Origin of the sequence: Aeromonas sp. Y318-1, assembly GCF_027706125.1 — a bacterium.
Classification (GTDB): Bacteria; Pseudomonadota; Gammaproteobacteria; order Enterobacterales; family Aeromonadaceae; genus Aeromonas; species Aeromonas hydrophila.
The window spans coordinates 111,970-128,148 of record NZ_JAPDCM010000009.1; the positions used below are offsets into that span (position 1 = coordinate 111,970).

Genomic DNA, 16,179 nt, shown 5'->3' on the forward strand with positions numbered 1-16,179 from the left:
GGTGGTCGTTACTGGGATCGAACCAGTGACCCCCTCCTTGTAAGGGAGGTGCTCTCCCAGCTGAGCTAAACGACCTGAGAATTCTTGTGGCCAGATTGGTGGGTCGTGTAGGGATCGAACCTACGACCAATTGATTAAGAGTCAACTGCTCTACCGACTGAGCTAACGACCCACACCGACTTGCCTGGCACACTGCTTGCCTTGGCAAACAGTTTAAAACTGGTGGTCGCTACTGGGATCGAACCAGTGACCCCCTCCTTGTAAGGGAGGTGCTCTCCCAGCTGAGCTAAGCGACCTGGGAATGCTGTCTCCACCTGGTGGAGAAATGGTGGGTCGTGCTGGATTCGAACCAGCGACCAATTGATTAAAAGTCAACTGCTCTACCGACTGAGCTAACGACCCTCACCACGACCAGAACCGACTGCAATACCGCACCGGCTCTGACGGCGGCCTATATTACGGATTTATCATCCTGGCGCAATAGAAAAATCTTAAATTCAATCTGTTTGTTCATTGCGCATACAAAGCGGGGCTGTATTTACAAGACTGTTACGAAAACAGTGACATGCAGCAATGTTACAGTTTGCTCAAACTCTGCTTGGCCAGTTGGGCCGGCGAGGTGTTCGGGTAGCCCTTGATCACCTGCTCATAGAAGTTCTTCGCTTCCGCCTTCTTGCCGTCAAGCTGTGCCAGCATGCCCAGCTTCAACAGCGCATCGGCTCGCTTGGGCGACTTGCTGAACTTGGTTGCCACCGTGGTGAACTGGGCAGCAGCGCCGGTCCGGTCACCCTTGTTGAACAACAGCTGACCCAGCCAGTAATGGGCATTGGGGACATAGCTCGAGCTTGGATACTGTTTGATGAACCCTTCGAAGGCGGGGATGGCCTTGTCGTAGTTCTTCTCCTTGAGCACCATGTTCACGGCCGCATCGTAGGCCTGGTTCTCATTCAGATTGGTCGAGTAGTTGGCCGCAGCAGCCGGTGTCGCGCTCGCAGCGGCGGCGGCCGGGGCTGCTGGCGTAGCAGCAGGCTGGCTGTTGGCCACCTTGTCGAGCTCCTGATAGAGCTGACGCTGACGCTCTTGCGACTGTTCCATCTGGTAGGTCTGCTGTTCCAGCTGACCGCGCAGCTCGGAGACTTCCCCCTGCAGGGAGTCGACCTGCTGCTGCAATTCGGCTTGCAGCCGCAGACGGGCATTGAGGGTGCGCTCCAGCAGGGCAACCCTGTCTTCCAGGCTGCCGGTGGGCACGATTGCGCCGTTGTTGCCGCTAAGGACAACGCCGCCACCCGAGTCACCGCTCAGATCGCTGACGGGAGCCGCCGCCTGCGCATTCAGAGCAACCAATACGGCCAGCGCAACAACAGCTTGCTTGTACACAGATTTCATTCGGATCAAACCTTAGCGTTTAGGGCAAATAAAACGGCCAGCGCCATCGTCGCTCGCTTATGCAGATTTCATTCGGATCAAACCTTGGCGTTTAGTGCAAATAAAACGGCCATCGAAATGGCCGCTTGCATATAAACGAACTTCGTTCGGTTTAAACCTTAGTAAACCAGAACCGCACGGCGGTTTTTGGCAAAGGCATCCTCGGTGTGGGACATGTCCAGCGGCTTCTCTTCGCCATAGCTGACGATGGAGAGCTGCTCGGCCTGCACACCCAGGGTTTGCAGATACTTGGCAACGGCCTTGGCACGACGCTCGCCCAGGGCGATGTTGTACTCCGGAGTACCGCGCTCGTCGGCGTGACCTTCGATCAGGACTTTAACGCTCGGGCGCTCGCGCAGGTAGCTGGCGTGGGCATCCAGCAGATCAGCATACTGACCCTGGATATCGTAACCGTCGAACGGGAAGTAGATCACGTTGTCACGTTGCAGCGCTTCGAACTTCTGACGCATCTGCTCTTCCGGGGACAACATGCCGTTGGCGCCGCCGGTTTGTACACCGCCCATGCCGTCGGTCATACCTGACTCAGCGCCAGCGGCGTCAGAATCAGAAGAAGAGCTACAAGCGGCCAGGGTGAACAGTGGCAGTGCGATGGCCAAACCCTTGAGCAGTTTATTGAGTTGCATGCTATTTCCTTAAACCTTTATAACAAAACAAAAAACAATTGGATTTTTATCAATTCAAGAAGGGCGACCAAGCTGGTGCACGAATTTCACCGCTACTGGTCGGAAGCACAGCCTTGAAGCGACCATCAGTCGACACCAACGCGAGACTCTTACGACCCTGATAGATGGTGGCATAAATGATCATGCTGCCATTGGGAGCCACACTTGGCGACTCATCCAGCGCACTCTGGGTAAGGACCAGCAGGGCATTGTTTTCCATGTCCTGGCGGGCAATACGGTACTGCCCCTGAACACGAGTCACCATCACCATGATTTTGCCATCAGGAGTGATGGATGCGCCCTGGTTGGATTCACCTTCCCAAGTCATCCGGCGAGTCATACCAGTCGCCAAATTTACGCTATAAATCTGGGGTTTGCCACCACGTTCAGAGGTGAACAACAAATTTTGCCCGTCCGGCATCCAGGAGGGCTCGGTGTCGATCACCCGGCTGGTTGTGACGCGGGTCAGCTGCTTGCTAGCGACATCAACCACATAGAGGTTCGGTGAACCATCCTTGGAGAGAACGATAGCCAGACGACGACCATCCGGAGACCACTCAGGCGCGCCGTTGATCCCGCGGAAACTGGTGATCAGGCTGCGCTGCTGGGTGTAGATATCCTGCACGTAGATCTCGGACTTCTGGTTCTCGAAACTCACGTAGGCCAGCTTGCTGCCATCCGGCGACCAGGCCGGGGACATCAGCGGCTCGCGGGAGCGCAGCAGGGTCTTCTCGTTGTAACCATCGTAGTCGGCGATGCGCAGCTGATACGGGAACTGGGTGCCCTGCTGGACGGAGACATAGGCCAGACGAGTCAGGAAGGCCCCACGCTCGCCGGTCAGGCGCTCATAGACGATGTCGGAGATGCGGTGAGCGAACTGACGCATCTGGGCACCCGGGATGGTCGCCATGCGGCTGTCCAGGATGTAGCCGTTGCTCTCGCCACCTTGCGCCTTGGCCAGCTGGCCCTTCAGCACGTCGACCAGCTCGAAGTTGATCTTGTAGGTACCGTCGCCGACCGCGGCAATGGAACCGACCACCACAGCCTCGACCCCTTGCGAAGCCCAGGGTGCGAAGTTGATTTCGCCGCTGGTGCTCGGCGTCTGCGGCATCTGGCCACGAGCCAGCGGCTTGAACTTGCCGCTACGCATCAGGTCGTTGGAGACCACTTCCGCGATGTCCTGCGGCAGCTGGCCATTGCCTTCCCACTTGAAGGGGGCGACCGCAATGGGTCGGGCACTGTCGATACCGCCGGTGATGACGATGTCCAAGGCCGCCTGGGCGCTCTGGCCCAGCAACAAACAGCCAACCAAAGCAAAAAACACTTTTCTTATCATGGCTTAAATACTCGGTTCCAAAAAAATGAGAGATTAACTTCCTTTCTCGGCAAGATGCTGCCAACCACGCTACACGATTTACCTTACCCAGGCCTTAGATGCTCGGTTCCAACTTGAGGTTGAACTCCTTCAACATCTCAAACGCCGCAGGATCCTTCGGCACCGGCAGTTGGTTGGCCTTCAATACGGCCGCCTTGCCGGAACGACATACCGCCGGGTCACCCTGGCCGTTATCTACCGAAATGACAAAGCCAGTGCTCGCAAGACGTACGCCGATAGTACATGTTTTGCCCCGCATGGTGGGATCCAAAATCATATATCGCTCAACAGTCGCCTTGATGAGTGCCGCGTATTTGTCGACCTCGCCCTGCGCTGCAGCCGATGCCGCCTGACTGCGGGCATTGGCCTCAGCCGCCAGCTGCTGCTGCATCATGTCTTCCATCTCTTTTTGCAGCTTGGCCTCCTCGGCCGCCTTGCGCTTGCGCTCTGCCGCGATCTTGGCCTGCTTGTCGGCCTCCGCCTTGGCTTTCTTCTCTGCGTCAGCTTTTGCCTTCTTGGCGGCCTCTTCCTTGGCCTCCTTGGCTTTCTTGTCGGCTTCGGCCTTGGCCTTTTTCTCGGCCTCCGCCTTGGCTTTCTTGTCCGCTTCGGCCTTGGCTTTCTTCTCAGCCTCCTGCTTGGCCTTCTTCTCGGCTTCCGCCTTCTTGGCTGCGTCCGCCTTGGCCTGCTTCTCTTCGGCCTCTTTCTTCTCTTGTTCCTTTTTCTTCTTCAGCGCCAGCGCCTTGCTCTCTTCTTCCGCAGCCTTGCGCTCGGCTTCCACCTTCTTGGCTTTCTGCTCTTCCAGCTTGCGGGCTTCCTCGGCCTTCTGGGCCTTCTCTTCCGCCTGCTTCTGCTCGGCTACCTTCTTCTGCTTTTCAGCCTCGGCCTTGCGAGTGGCCTCTTCGGCCTCCTTGCGCTTGGTCTCGGCGATACGCAGCCGCTCCTGCTGCTGGGCCAGCTCGCGCTTGGCGATGTCCGTGTCTTCCTTATCCTTCTCTTTCTCTACCTTCTGCGGCTTGGGCTGAGACTTCTGCTGCTGGATCTGCTTGGCCTGCTCGTTGAGGAAATTCTCGTCGAGCATGACGGCATTGACGATCTGCCCCTTCGACTCGGGTCGCTTCGGCTTGCTGAAGTCGAGCCCGACAAACAGGATGATGCCGATGATCAGGTGCAGCAGAAGCGACGCGATGAGATAACCGGAAATACCACGCTTCACATCCATCTCCGTCAGTTCACCGGATCCGTCATCAGGCCGACCTGAGGCACACCCGCTTTCTTGAGGGCCACCATCAGCAGGATCACCTCTTCGTAGCGCACCGACTTGTCGCCGGCGACCACCACGGGGGCGTTCTGATTGATGGCCAGATAGCCCATGGCCTTCTCGGTGATGTATTGCTGCATCGCCTCGGGAGTACCGGCTGGCACCGGCTCGTCATCGGCCTCGCCGGCCTTGATGACGTACTCGCCTTCGGTGTTGACGCTGACGATGAAGGGCGGCTTGGCATCTTCCGGCAACTGCTCGGATTCCGCCTGCGGCAAGTCAACCTTGACCCCTTGCGTGATCACGGGCGTCACCGCCATGAAGATGATAAGCAGCACCAGCATGACGTCGATATAGGGAACCACGTTGATCTCGGCCACCTTCTTGCGCCGGATCCGCTGATAGGTTTGCATTACTGATCACCCTGCTGCTGAGCAATTTGACGGTTCAGAATGGTGGTGAACTCGTCCATGAAGTTCGCGTAGGCGTTTTCCAGCCGCTCGACCTTGTTGGAGAAGCGGTTGTAGAAGATAACGGCCGGGATGGCGGCAAACAGACCCATGGCGGTGGCGATCAGCGCTTCCGCGATACCGGGTGCCACCATCTGCAGGGTGGCCTGCTGCACCTGACCCAGGGCGATAAAGGCGTTCATGATCCCCCAGACGGTACCAAACAGACCGATGTAGGGGCTGATGGAGCCGATGGTCGCCAGCACCGGCAGGTTGGATTCCAATTCGTCCACGGCGCGGGAAAGGGAGACCCGCATGGCGCGGTAAGTACCGTCCATCACCGCATCCTGACCACGGGCACCGGCCTTGAGCAGACGGGCGTACTCCTTGAAGCCGGAGTAGAAGATGTCTTCCATGCCTTCGATGTCGTCGCGACGGGAGGAGGACTCCTGGTAGAGACGGTTCAGATCGACCCCGGACCAGAATCTGTCTTCAAATTGCTCCGATGCGAGATTGGCTGCCTTGATGGCCTTGGAACGCTGGATGATCAGCGCCCAGGAGACTACCGACATACCCATCAGGGTCATCATGACCAGTTTTACCAGCAGGCTGGCTTGCCAAAACAGGCCAATAAACGAAATTTCAGCGTGCACTTAACAGCACTCCCTTCACATTTTCAGGTATTGCAACAGGTTTCATATGCGGATGACTGACACAGGCTATCTGTACCATGGCCTGGGTGATCAGTCGTCCATCAGCCGCCAGTATCCGTTGTGAAAAACGCATGGAGGCGCGTTTCACTTCAGTCACTTGCGTTAATACAGTCAAAAGCTCATTAAATCGGGCCGCCGAGCGGAAATCGATCTCTGTTCGACTCACCACAAACGCGAACCCGTCGCGCAGCATGACATCCTGTTCGATGCCGCCGCAGCGCAGGAACTCGGTGCGAGCACGTTCCATAAACTTGAGATAATTGGCGTTGTAGACGATGCCCCCGGCATCGGTGTCTTCGTAGTAGACCCGTACCGGAAACTCAGAGACTTCCCCCATAACAATCTGTGATCCATTCGACAGTCAGATGGGGGGCTATCATAGCGCAGGGCTGAATAGGAAAGAAGCAGGGGGAAGCAGGGAAATCCTGCCTCCCCCCGTTTTTTATGAAAGGAAATAGCCTTGGGTCAACCAGAGCCCATATAACAAACTGGGCCAGGCGAGCCAGGGGCAAAACAGCACACGACCGATGAGGCTGCGGGGATGAAATCCCAGCCCGTGCATGACGCCACAACAGACCGCCCACATCAGCCAGGGCGCGAGCCAGAGCCCGTGCTCGCTGGTATTGGCGGCCACCAGGTTGGGAGCCTGTAAAATGGCGACGGCCAACAGGGCCGCCGCCAACAGCATCAACCCCTGCCAGGGTTGGCGCTCCAAGGGAGCGGCCAACCGGGCGAGTCGATCACTTGTTCTCATCGATCTGGCGATCCATGTTCTCGGTGTGCTCCAGCCAGAGCGCATTGATGATGCCGAATGCGCAAGCCAGCAACAGACCCAGGATCCAGGTGAAATACCACATATCAGGGCACCTTCTTAGTAGAGCGATTGTTGGTTGTCTTCGATGTGCTTGCTGGTCACCCGGCCGAACATCTTGATGTAGGTCCACAGGGTATAACCCAGCACAATCGGTACGAAGATGGCAGCCGCCACCGTCATCACCTTGAGGGTGTTGAAGGAGGCAGTGGCATCCCACATGGTCAGGCTCAGTGACGGCTCAAGACTGGAAGGCATCACGAACGGGAACATGGAGAAGCCTGCGGTCAGGATCACGCCGGCAACCGCCAGGGAGGAGGTAGTGAACGCCAGCCAGCCCTTGTTCAGTTTGGCGAACAGTGCGGTCAGCAGGCTCATGGCCAGACCCAGCACAGGTGCTGCAACCATCCAGGGATAGAGGCTGTAGTTGTTCATCCAGGCTCCGGCCTGACGCACCACTTCCTTGTTCATCGGATTGGAAACGGCATCGGTCGCGGCCGCCTTGACCACCACATAGCCTTCCATGCCGCTGACCCAGAAACCGGCCAGACCGAACAGCACCAGCGTCAGCAGCGAGCAGATCATGGCGGCAGTGCGGGAGCGGGCCAGCACTTCACCGTCGGTCTTCATCATCAGCCAGGTCGCCCCCTGAGTGACCAGCATGAACAGGCTCACCAGGCCGGCCAGCAGGCCGAACGGATTGAGCAGACCGAAGAAGTTGCCGTGATAGGTCAGCATCATGAACTGGTTGAAGTCGAACGGTACGCCCTGCAGCAGGTTGCCGAATGCCACGCCGAACACGATGGGCGGTACCGCACTGCCGATGAACAGCGCCCAGTCCCAGTTGCTGCGCCACTTGGCGTCTTCACGCAGGGAGCGGTACTTGAAGCCGACCGGGCGGAAGAACAGGGCCATCAGCGTCAGGATCATGGCGATGTAGAAGCCGGAGAAGGCTGCGGCATAGACCATGGGCCAGGCGGCAAACAGGGCACCACCGGCAGTCACCAGCCATACCTGGTTGCCTTCCCAGTGCGGGCCCATGGTGTTGAGCATCACCCGACGCTCGACATCCTTCTTGCCGACGAAGGGGAGCAGTGCGCCCACCCCCATATCGAAGCCGTCGGTGATGGCGAAACCGATCAGCAAGACACCGACCAGCACCCACCAGACCAGACGCAACATTTCGTAATCAAACATGGGTTACTCTCCTTATGCCTTGCTCTGTTCGAAGTGGTACTTGCCCGTCTTCAGGCTGCTTGGGCCCAGACGCGCGTACTTGAACATCAAGTACATCTCGATGATCAGCAGTACGGTATAGAACAGGCAGATCCCGATCAGGGAGAACCAGATCTCGGACGCCGGCACATTGGATGCAGAGACGGAGGTCGGCAGCACTTCGGCGATGGTCCAGGGCTGACGGCCATACTCAGCGACGAACCAGCCGCACTCGATGGCGATCCAGGGCAAGGGGATACCGTACAGCAGCGCCTTGAGCAGCCATTTGCGCTCGCCGATCTTGTGGCGGGTGCTGTCATAGAAGGCCAAACCGATCAGCAGCAGCATCAACATGCCGCAGGCAACCATGATGCGGAAGGCAAAGAACAGCGGCGCAACCTGCGGGATGGAGTCATCCACGGCAGCCTTGATCTGTTCGTCGGTGGCATCGGTGACGTTGTTGGTGTAGCGCTTGAGCAGCAAACCGTAGCCCAGATCCTGCTTCACTTCATCGAAGCGGGCACGGGTATCGTCGGACTTGTCGCCGGATTGCAGCTTGGTCAACAGGTCGTAGGCGGTCATGCCGTTGCGCACGCGCAGCTCATGCTCGCTCTTCAGATCCTTGAGGCCGGTGACCTGACCATCCAGGGAACGGGTAGCGATGATGCCGAGCGCATAGGGGATCTTGATGGCGTAGTCGGTGCGCATCTCTTCCTGATTCGGAATGCCGAACAGGGTAAAGGAGGCAGGTGCCGGCTCGGTGTTCCACTCGGCCTCGATGGCCGCCAGTTTCACCTTCTGCACTTCACCGGTCTCGTAACCGGATTCGTCACCGAGGATCAGCACGGAGAGGATGGAAGCCATGCCGAAAGCGGCTGCGATGGCGAAGGAGCGACGGGCAAAGGCCACATCACGATTCTTCAGCAGGTAGTAGGAAGAGATACCCAGCACGAACATGGCGCCCGTGGTGTAGCCGGCCGCGACGGTATGCACGAACTTGACCTGGGCAACCGGGTTGAACACCAGCTCGGCGAAGCTCACCATCTCCATCCGCATGGATTCGAAGTTGAACTCGGCACCGACCGGGTTCTGCATCCAGCCGTTGGCCACCAGGATCCAGAGGGCGGAGAGGTTGGTCCCCAGTGCCATCAGCCAGGTCGCAGCCAGGTGCTGACGCTTGGAGAGGCGATCCCAACCGAAGAAGAACATACCGACGAAGGTGGATTCCAGGAAGAAGGCCATCAAGCCTTCGATGGCCAGCGGGGCCCCGAAGATATCGCCGACGTAGTGGGAGTAGTAAGCCCAGTTGGTACCGAACTGAAACTCCATGGTCAGCCCTGTGGTGACCCCAAGGGCAAAGTTGATACCAAACAACTTGCCCCAGAACTTGGTCATGTCCCGGTAGACAGGGTTGTTGGTCATCACATAGACAGACTCCATGATCGCCAGAATGAAGGCCATTCCGAGCGTCAGGGGCACAAACAGGAAGTGATAAAGGGCCGTCGCAGCGAATTGGAACCGCGATAGGTCTACCACATGCTCAGCAATCATGATGTTTCCTCACCGATTATTGGCACGGCTATTTTAAGTTTTAAGGACAAAGCTTCCGTAGGAAGTCCCCGAATTATCGGTCATGTTCCAGTTTTGCACTGACGACCGGATTCGACTGCCACCACATTAACAACAAGGCAACAATAGGGAACAAAAAAAGCTAATGTTTAACAATTGCAAAACAATCCAGCTTGCTTTATTCCCGCCCATAATGACCTGCGTTTTATATCACCTTTATTTGATTGAAATCAATGTAAAACCATCATGAATACATGCCTTTTAAAGGCATTTTCACGACCGATGAGATTTATTTTAGAGAGCTGCGTCACAAAAAAACAAAGATCGCAAATCATTGATTTAAATCAAATTTATATTTATCACCAATTAGTAATGGTTCTGTTAAAAAACAACTGACAAGGTCGTTTTCATAATGTTTCCTGTGGCTGTGCCGGGCCCGAATAAAACTAATTAAAAAGCACTAAAAACGCATGTTCATGCTAATTCCACAAGCCAGCAAAATGATTAGTTAATCTAATCTGAGATAGGTAATTTTTCTTGTTTGTCCGAGTCCGATAGAGCTCCTACAATGCGCCTCGCAGTGAGGGCATACCCTTGGATACAGGCCGGTCAATCTGGGTTCCCGGTACGTATTCGATGAACATTTCGAACCTGTTTATTGGAATCAAAGATGAAAAAGTTTGTTGCTAAAACCATCCGTTACTACAAGCTTTCGTTCGTGCAGCTCTATCAAATGAACCGACTCTGAGGCCTCGCGACGGCTCCTCTGTTTTTTACCGGTCTGTCTCCAGACGCACTCACTGTCTGTGAACATCCATCCTGAATTGTCTTTGCCCACCGCATCCGCAGTGGGCTTTTTTTTTGCCCGGATAACAAAAAACCGCCTCTGGCGGCGGTTTTTTGTTCAATCAGCTATTTTCACCCTTCATCTGGCCGTTGCAGGCCAAAATGCGCATAAGCTCTTGGTGTCGCGATCCGCCCTCTGGGCGTACGTTGCAGATAGCCCTGCTGGATCAGATAAGGCTCGAGTACATCCTCGATAGTGTCCTTCTCTTCCCCGATGGCAGCCGCCAAGTTGTCGAGCCCCACTGGCCCGCCCAGAAACTTGTCTATCACAGCCAACAATAGCTTGCGGTCCATGAAGTCGAAGCCTTCATTATCCACGTCCAGCATGTCCATGGCTCGGGCCGCTATGGGTCCATCAATGCGGCCGTCAGATTTCACCTGGGCAAAATCGCGCACCCGGCGCAACAAACGGTTAGCAATTCGCGGCGTACCACGCGAACGACGCGCCACCTCCAGTGCACCGTCTTCCGTCATGTCGAGCCCGAGGCAGCGGGCGCTGCGCGCGACGATGTCGGTCAGATCCTTGACGTTGTAGAACTCGAGCCGTTGCACTATGCCAAAACGATCCCGCAGCGGACTGGTGAGGGAGCCAGCCCGGGTAGTAGCACCGATCAGGGTGAAGGGGGGCAGATCGAGCTTGATGGAACGGGCGGCAGGCCCCTCCCCGATCATGATGTCGAGCTGGTAATCCTCCATCGCCGGATAGAGCACCTCCTCCACCACCGGACTGAGGCGGTGGATCTCGTCGATGAACAGCACGTCGTTCGGTTCGAGGTTGGTGAGCAGTGCCGCCAGATCGCCGGCCTTCTCCAGCACCGGGCCGGAGGTGGTCTTGATGTTGACCCCCATCTCGTTGGCCACGATGTTGGCCAGCGTGGTCTTGCCAAGCCCCGGCGGGCCGAAGATCAACAGATGATCTAGCGCCTCGCCGCGCTGGCGCGCCGCCGCGATGAAAATCTCCATCTGCTCGCAGACGGGAGCCTGACCGGTGTAATCGGCCAGCAGCTTGGGCCGGATGGCCCGATCGATGACTTCCTCTTCTCGCCCGCCGGAGGCGGAGATGAGACGATCCGCTTCAATCATTGTCTACCTCACACCAGGCTGCGCAGTGCTTCACGGATGATATCTTCCACCGACATGCCGTCGACAGCGACCTTGCTGACGATCTGACTGGCCTGCTGCGGCTTGTAGCCGAGCGCTACCAGCGCGCTGGCTGCCTCTTCGCTCGAATCCGGCGCCCGCAGGGCACTCTCTCTGGCAGGCAGGGTGATCTCGGCCGGCGAGAAGAGATCGTGGCTGACCCAACCCTTGAGCCGGTCCTTCATCTCCACCACCAGCCGCTCGGCGGTCTTCTTGCCCACTCCCGGCAACTTGACCAGGGAGCTTATCTCTTCGCGCTCGACGCTCAGCACGAACTGGGTGGCAGTCATGCCGGAGAGGATGGCCAGCGCCAGCTTGGGACCGACCCCGTTGGTCTTGATCAGCTCGCGAAACAGCGCCCGCTCCTGCTTGTGGTTGAAGCCATAGAGCAGCTGGGCATCTTCCCGCACCACGAAGTGGGTGTGGATGGTCGCCTCCTTGCCGATCTCGGGCAGATCATAGAAGCAGCTCATGGGCATCTGTACCTCATAGCCCACACCCCCGACCTCCAGCAGTACCTCGGGGGGTTGTTTCTCAATGACTACGCCTCTCAAGCGACCAATCACGGCTCTCTCCTCGCCAAACCAGCTATCTGTAAATTGGCTCATAGCATAAAGAATAACTGGATAAGTATCCAGCATAGGGCGGTGAGGAGCGGGGCGGATTCTCGGCACGTTCGCCCGTTGCCAGCCATGCTTGGATCCGGGCATGGCAACAACTTTATTTTTCATCGGGAATGGCGGATTCCCGCCATTGATAAAACACTGAATTGGGTTTGTTCGGAGCCAAGGAAGGTCCTGCATCATGAAAATTGTCACCACATCGAATCTCGGGCTGACCATTCTGCTCAGCTGCACGCTGGGGATGGGCATCGTCGGCTGGTATGGCAGCCAGCGACTGGCGGATCTGCTCTCCTATGTATTGGGCGCCGCCTGGCAGACTGCCGACGGCGCCATGGAAGGGTCCATCGAGCTAGGCAACCAGTCGCTCTACATCCAGAAGATGCTCAGAGGCATGCCGCTCGACGAGCCGGAACTGCAACGCGCCAGAGCGGCCACCGCCGATGCCATGCGCCGGGTGGGGGAAGGCCGGCTGATCGACGCCACCGCCATCGGCACGATGGAGCAGCAGCATCTGGCCTATCAGCAGCAACAGGAGCAGTTGCTGGCACTCTACCGGGCCTTTACCAGCGTCGATCAGGCGCTGCGCGCCAGCTCGGAGCGCATGTCCCGCCTCTCGACTCAACTTGAGGTGGTGGGGGACGGCGCGGTCGAGAGCCTGACCCAGTCGCCGGATCAGGCCATCAGCTGGAATGGTGGTCTGGCTACCCGCTGGCATGCTGCCGATGGTGGCATGGAGGCCAACATCGGCTTCCTGCGCCAGCTCTATGCACTGGAGAAGATGCAGAGCGAGGGGCCGACTCCCGCCATCCAGGCCGAGATGAAGGAGGCAACCCGCTTCTACCAGGAAGCGGTCGACGCCATGCTGGGCAGCGGCATGTTTGATGTGCCCGGCGAAGGGGAATTTGCCGGCCAGTCGCTGGCAACCCAGTACCGCACCTTGCAAACCGAGGTGCAGCGGCTGATGGTGCAGTGGATGGCGGCACTGAGCGAGTATCAGGGTCAACTGGTCAACTATGAACGCAGTGCCGACCAGCTCAAGCAGCAACTGGTCGAGGTCGAAGCCAAGGGGGACGCCACGGTCGAGGATCAGGTGAACCAGCTCAACAGCATCATCAGCCACACCAAGAACCTGCTGCTGGGGGGTCTGCTGTTGAGCCTGCTGCTCGTGACCCTGTGCGGCTTCTGGCTGGTGCGCACCATCGTCAAACCCCTGCTGCAGGTCAATCAGCGCATGCAGGACATAGCCGCCGGTGAGGGCGATCTCAACGCGCGGATCAATCTCAAGCGCGACGACGAGATTGGCTCGCTGGCCGGCAGCGTGGATCGCTTCATCGAGAAACTGCAGAAGATGATCAGCTCCACCATGGACAACAACCAGCACATCAGCGAGCACGTCCACACCTCGGTCAACCGGGTCGAAGCCATCAGTCAGAGCAGCCGCCAGACCGCCGAACACGCCCAGGCACTGCACCACGACAGCGAGCAGATGGTCCAGGTCGCCACCTCCATCTCGGACAACTGCAGCCTGGCGGCCCAAAACGCCAACGAGGTGCGCCAGCTCACCGCCGAGAGCAGCCAATACGTGACCTCCGCCAGCAACGGCATGCAGCGGGTAGTGGTGGAAGTAGGCGAGTGCGCCAACGCCATCAACGCCCTCAAAGAGCAGGCCAGCCAGATTGGCCAGATCATCTCCACCATCAGCAGCATTTCGGAGCAGACCAACCTGCTGGCGCTCAACGCCGCCATCGAGGCGGCCCGGGCCGGCGAAATGGGTCGCGGCTTTGCCGTGGTGGCCGACGAGGTGCGCACCCTGGCCAATCGCACCGCCTCCTCCAGTGCCGAAATAACCGAGGTGATCAACAACATCCAGCAACAGACCGAGAAAGCCTATCTGATGATGCAGCGCAATCTGAAGACGGTGGAATCCGGCATGGAGGACTCTGACAACACCAGGCAGATCCTGTTCAAGGTGGAAGAGGCCATCGACCATCTGGCGGACATGGTGCAACAGGTGGCCGATGCCACCGGTCAGCTCTCCCATACCCTGAGCCACACCTCGGACAAGGTCTCCGGCATCAGCCTGCAAGCCCAGACCGGCGAGCAGGAGGCGCAGGAGTGCCTGCAGCTCGCCTCCTCCCTGCATCAGGCCAGCCTGCTGCAACAGCGCCTGCTGTCGCAATTTCGGGTCTGACCAACGCGGGGGCGATGCCCCCGCTTTCTCCCATCGTACGAATTTAGCCCTTGGGCCGCAGGGTCCGGCCTGTTAAAATTCCGCTCTTGAAATTATCCAGGGCCCAGCCGCCCGTCTTAGCTAAGGTCTACCGCGATGCGTACCAGCCAATATCTGCTTTCCACTCTCAAGGAAACCCCGTCCGATGCCGAGATCGTCAGCCACCAGCTGATGCTGCGCGCCGGCATGATCCGCAAACTGGCCTCCGGCATGTATGCCTGGCTGCCGTCCGGTCTGCGGGTTCTGAAAAAAATCGAGAACATTGTTCGCGAAGAGATGAACAATGCTGGTGCCATCGAAGTCTCCATGCCGGTGGTGCAACCCGCCGAGCTGTGGCAGGAATCCGGCCGCTGGGATGACTACGGTCCCGAGTTGTGCCGTCTGACCGACCGTCACAACCGCCCCTTCGTACTGGGTCCGACCCACGAAGAGGTGATCACCTCGCTGGTGCGTTACGAAGTGAACAGCTACAAGCAGCTGCCGCTCAACCTCTACCAGATCCAGACCAAGTTCCGCGATGAAGTGCGTCCCCGCTTCGGCGTGATGCGCGGTCGCGAATTCCTGATGAAGGACGCCTACTCCTTCCACATCGACAAGGCTTCGCTGATCGAGACCTACGAGCGGATGCACGCCGCCTACTGCGCCGCCTTCACCCGCATGGGGCTGAACTTCCGTCCGGTGCAGGCCGATACCGGCTCCATCGGTGGTACCGGCTCCCACGAATTCCAGGTGCTGGCCGAGAGCGGTGAAGATCTGATCGCCTTCTCCGATACATCAGATTACGCCGCCAACATCGAGATGGCCGAAGCGCTGGCACCGACTGGCGAGCGCCCTGCCGCCACCGCGGCCCTGACCAAGGTTGCTACCCCGGCCGTCCACACCATCGACGAAGTGGCCGCCTTCCTGAACGTGGCGCCGAGCTCCATCGCCAAGACCCTGCTGGTGCTGGGCGAAGCGGACGAGCACGGCAACCAGGCCGTCATCGCGCTGGTTCTGCGTGGCGATCACGAGCTGAACGAAATCAAGGCCGAGAAACTGCCGGGTGTTGCCAACCCGCTGACCTTCGCCAACGACGAGCAGATCAAGGCTGCTGCCGGTTGCGACGCAGGCTCCATCGGCCCGGTCGGCTTTGCCGGTCGCATCATCGCCGATCGCAGCGCCGCCCATCTGGCGGACTTCGTCTGTGGCGCCAACGAGACCGGCTTCCACCTGACCGGAGCCAACTGGGATCGCGATATCGCTACCTATGAAGTTGCCGACCTGCGCAACGTGGTGGAAGGCGACCCGAGCCCGTGCGGCCAGGGCAAGCTGCTGCTCAAGCGCGGCATCGAAGTGGGCCACATCTTCCAGCTGGGTACCAAGTACTCCGAAGCCATGAAGGCGAGCGTGCTGAACGAGGGCGGCAAGTCCGTCACCATGGAGATGGGTTGCTACGGTATCGGGGTTTCCCGCCTGGTGGCTGCCGCCATCGAGCAGAACAACGACCAGTACGGCATCATCTGGCCGGAAGCCATCGCCCCGTTCGAAGTGGCCATCGTGCCGATGAACATGCACAAGTCCGAGCGCGTGGCCGAGCAGGCACAGCAGTTCTACACCGAGCTGAAAGCCGCCGGTGTGGATGTGCTGTTCGATGACCGTAAAGAGCGCCCGGGCGTGATGTTCGCCGACATGGAGCTGCTGGGTGTGCCGCACGCCATCGTCATCGGCGATCGCGGTCTGGACAACGGCGTGGTGGAGTACAAGTGCCGCCGCACCGGCGAGAAGCAGGAAGTGGCGATCAGCGAGATCGTTGCCCTGCTCAAGGCCAAGCTGGGCCGTTAATTCCGCCCCTTGCCCCCATAA

General features: G+C 58.3%; 15 protein-coding genes and 4 tRNA genes. 2 read left to right on the forward strand and 17 right to left on the reverse strand.

Features of this window, described 5'->3' with window-relative positions:
* Nucleotides 1-2 precede the first annotated feature (2 nt).
* The 17 genes from OKB87_RS14645 to ruvA form a co-directional block, all read right to left on the reverse strand.
* Nucleotides 3-75, reverse strand: a tRNA-Val gene (locus OKB87_RS14645).
* Between the two features lie 21 nt (nt 76-96).
* Nucleotides 97-172 (reverse strand) — tRNA-Lys (locus OKB87_RS14650).
* Between the two features lie 48 nt (nt 173-220).
* Nucleotides 221-296: transfer RNA gene (locus OKB87_RS14655), tRNA-Val, on the reverse strand.
* 30 nt (nt 297-326) lie between these two features.
* Nucleotides 327-402 (reverse strand) — tRNA-Lys (locus OKB87_RS14660).
* 174 nt (nt 403-576) lie between these two features.
* Nucleotides 577-1,386: a tol-pal system protein YbgF gene (gene ybgF / locus OKB87_RS14665; RefSeq protein ID WP_024945827.1), complete on the reverse strand. Its 810-nt coding sequence runs from the start codon at nt 1,384-1,386 to the stop codon at nt 577-579.
* A 158-nt stretch (nt 1,387-1,544) separates the two neighbouring features.
* A complete protein-coding gene (gene pal, locus OKB87_RS14670; protein ID WP_005304908.1) occupies nt 1,545-2,069 on the reverse strand; it encodes a peptidoglycan-associated lipoprotein Pal in 525 nt (174 codons plus the stop codon).
* A 49-nt stretch (nt 2,070-2,118) separates the two neighbouring features.
* Nucleotides 2,119-3,444 (reverse strand): Tol-Pal system beta propeller repeat protein TolB, encoded by a 1,326-nt coding sequence (tolB, locus tag OKB87_RS14675; RefSeq protein WP_011707363.1) that lies wholly within the window; start codon nt 3,442-3,444, stop codon nt 2,119-2,121.
* A gap of 94 nt (nt 3,445-3,538) precedes the next feature.
* Nucleotides 3,539-4,702, reverse strand: coding sequence for a cell envelope integrity protein TolA (gene tolA / locus OKB87_RS14680; RefSeq protein WP_011707364.1), 1,164 nt, complete (start codon nt 4,700-4,702; stop codon nt 3,539-3,541).
* A 5-nt stretch (nt 4,703-4,707) separates the two neighbouring features.
* Nucleotides 4,708-5,154, reverse strand: a complete 447-nt coding sequence (gene tolR, locus OKB87_RS14685; protein WP_011707365.1) for a protein TolR — start codon at nt 5,152-5,154, stop codon at nt 4,708-4,710.
* Nucleotides 5,154-5,843: a protein TolQ gene (gene tolQ / locus OKB87_RS14690; protein ID WP_011707366.1), complete on the reverse strand. Its 690-nt coding sequence runs from the start codon at nt 5,841-5,843 to the stop codon at nt 5,154-5,156. The genes tolR and tolQ overlap by 1 nt, the downstream gene beginning before the upstream one ends.
* Complete coding sequence (gene ybgC, locus OKB87_RS14695; RefSeq protein ID WP_011707367.1) at nt 5,833-6,240, reverse strand: tol-pal system-associated acyl-CoA thioesterase; 408 nt, start codon at nt 6,238-6,240, stop codon at nt 5,833-5,835. Before ybgC ends, tolQ begins: the two co-directional genes overlap by 11 nt.
* 105 nt (nt 6,241-6,345) lie before the next feature.
* A complete protein-coding gene (locus tag OKB87_RS14700) occupies nt 6,346-6,657 on the reverse strand; it encodes a cyd operon YbgE family protein (protein WP_039213707.1) in 312 nt (103 codons plus the stop codon).
* Nucleotides 6,644-6,760, reverse strand: coding sequence for a cytochrome bd-I oxidase subunit CydX (gene cydX / locus OKB87_RS14705; RefSeq protein WP_005304933.1), 117 nt, complete (start codon nt 6,758-6,760; stop codon nt 6,644-6,646). Before cydX ends, OKB87_RS14700 begins: the two co-directional genes overlap by 14 nt.
* A gap of 14 nt (nt 6,761-6,774) precedes the next feature.
* The gene (gene cydB, locus OKB87_RS14710) at nt 6,775-7,911 is read right to left on the reverse strand and encodes a cytochrome d ubiquinol oxidase subunit II (protein ID WP_270827835.1); all 1,137 of its coding nucleotides are present in this window, start codon (nt 7,909-7,911) and stop codon (nt 6,775-6,777) included.
* A 12-nt stretch (nt 7,912-7,923) separates the two neighbouring features.
* A complete protein-coding gene (cydA, locus tag OKB87_RS14715; protein ID WP_011707370.1) occupies nt 7,924-9,480 on the reverse strand; it encodes a cytochrome ubiquinol oxidase subunit I in 1,557 nt (518 codons plus the stop codon).
* Nucleotides 9,481-10,416: 936 nt separating this feature from the next.
* Nucleotides 10,417-11,427, reverse strand: coding sequence for a Holliday junction branch migration DNA helicase RuvB (gene ruvB / locus OKB87_RS14720; protein ID WP_045525452.1), 1,011 nt, complete (start codon nt 11,425-11,427; stop codon nt 10,417-10,419).
* 8 nt (nt 11,428-11,435) lie between these two features.
* Nucleotides 11,436-12,050, reverse strand: a complete 615-nt coding sequence (gene ruvA, locus OKB87_RS14725) for a Holliday junction branch migration protein RuvA (protein ID WP_016351960.1) — start codon at nt 12,048-12,050, stop codon at nt 11,436-11,438.
* A gap of 238 nt (nt 12,051-12,288) precedes the next feature.
* Between ruvA and OKB87_RS14730 the strand changes: the two genes are divergently transcribed.
* Together OKB87_RS14730 and OKB87_RS14735 are read left to right on the forward strand one after the other, a co-directional pair.
* A complete protein-coding gene (locus OKB87_RS14730; protein WP_270827836.1) occupies nt 12,289-14,298 on the forward strand; it encodes a methyl-accepting chemotaxis protein in 2,010 nt (669 codons plus the stop codon).
* Between the two features lie 135 nt (nt 14,299-14,433).
* Complete coding sequence (locus OKB87_RS14735; protein WP_270827837.1) at nt 14,434-16,158, forward strand: proline--tRNA ligase; 1,725 nt, start codon at nt 14,434-14,436, stop codon at nt 16,156-16,158.
* Nucleotides 16,159-16,179 lie beyond the last annotated feature (21 nt).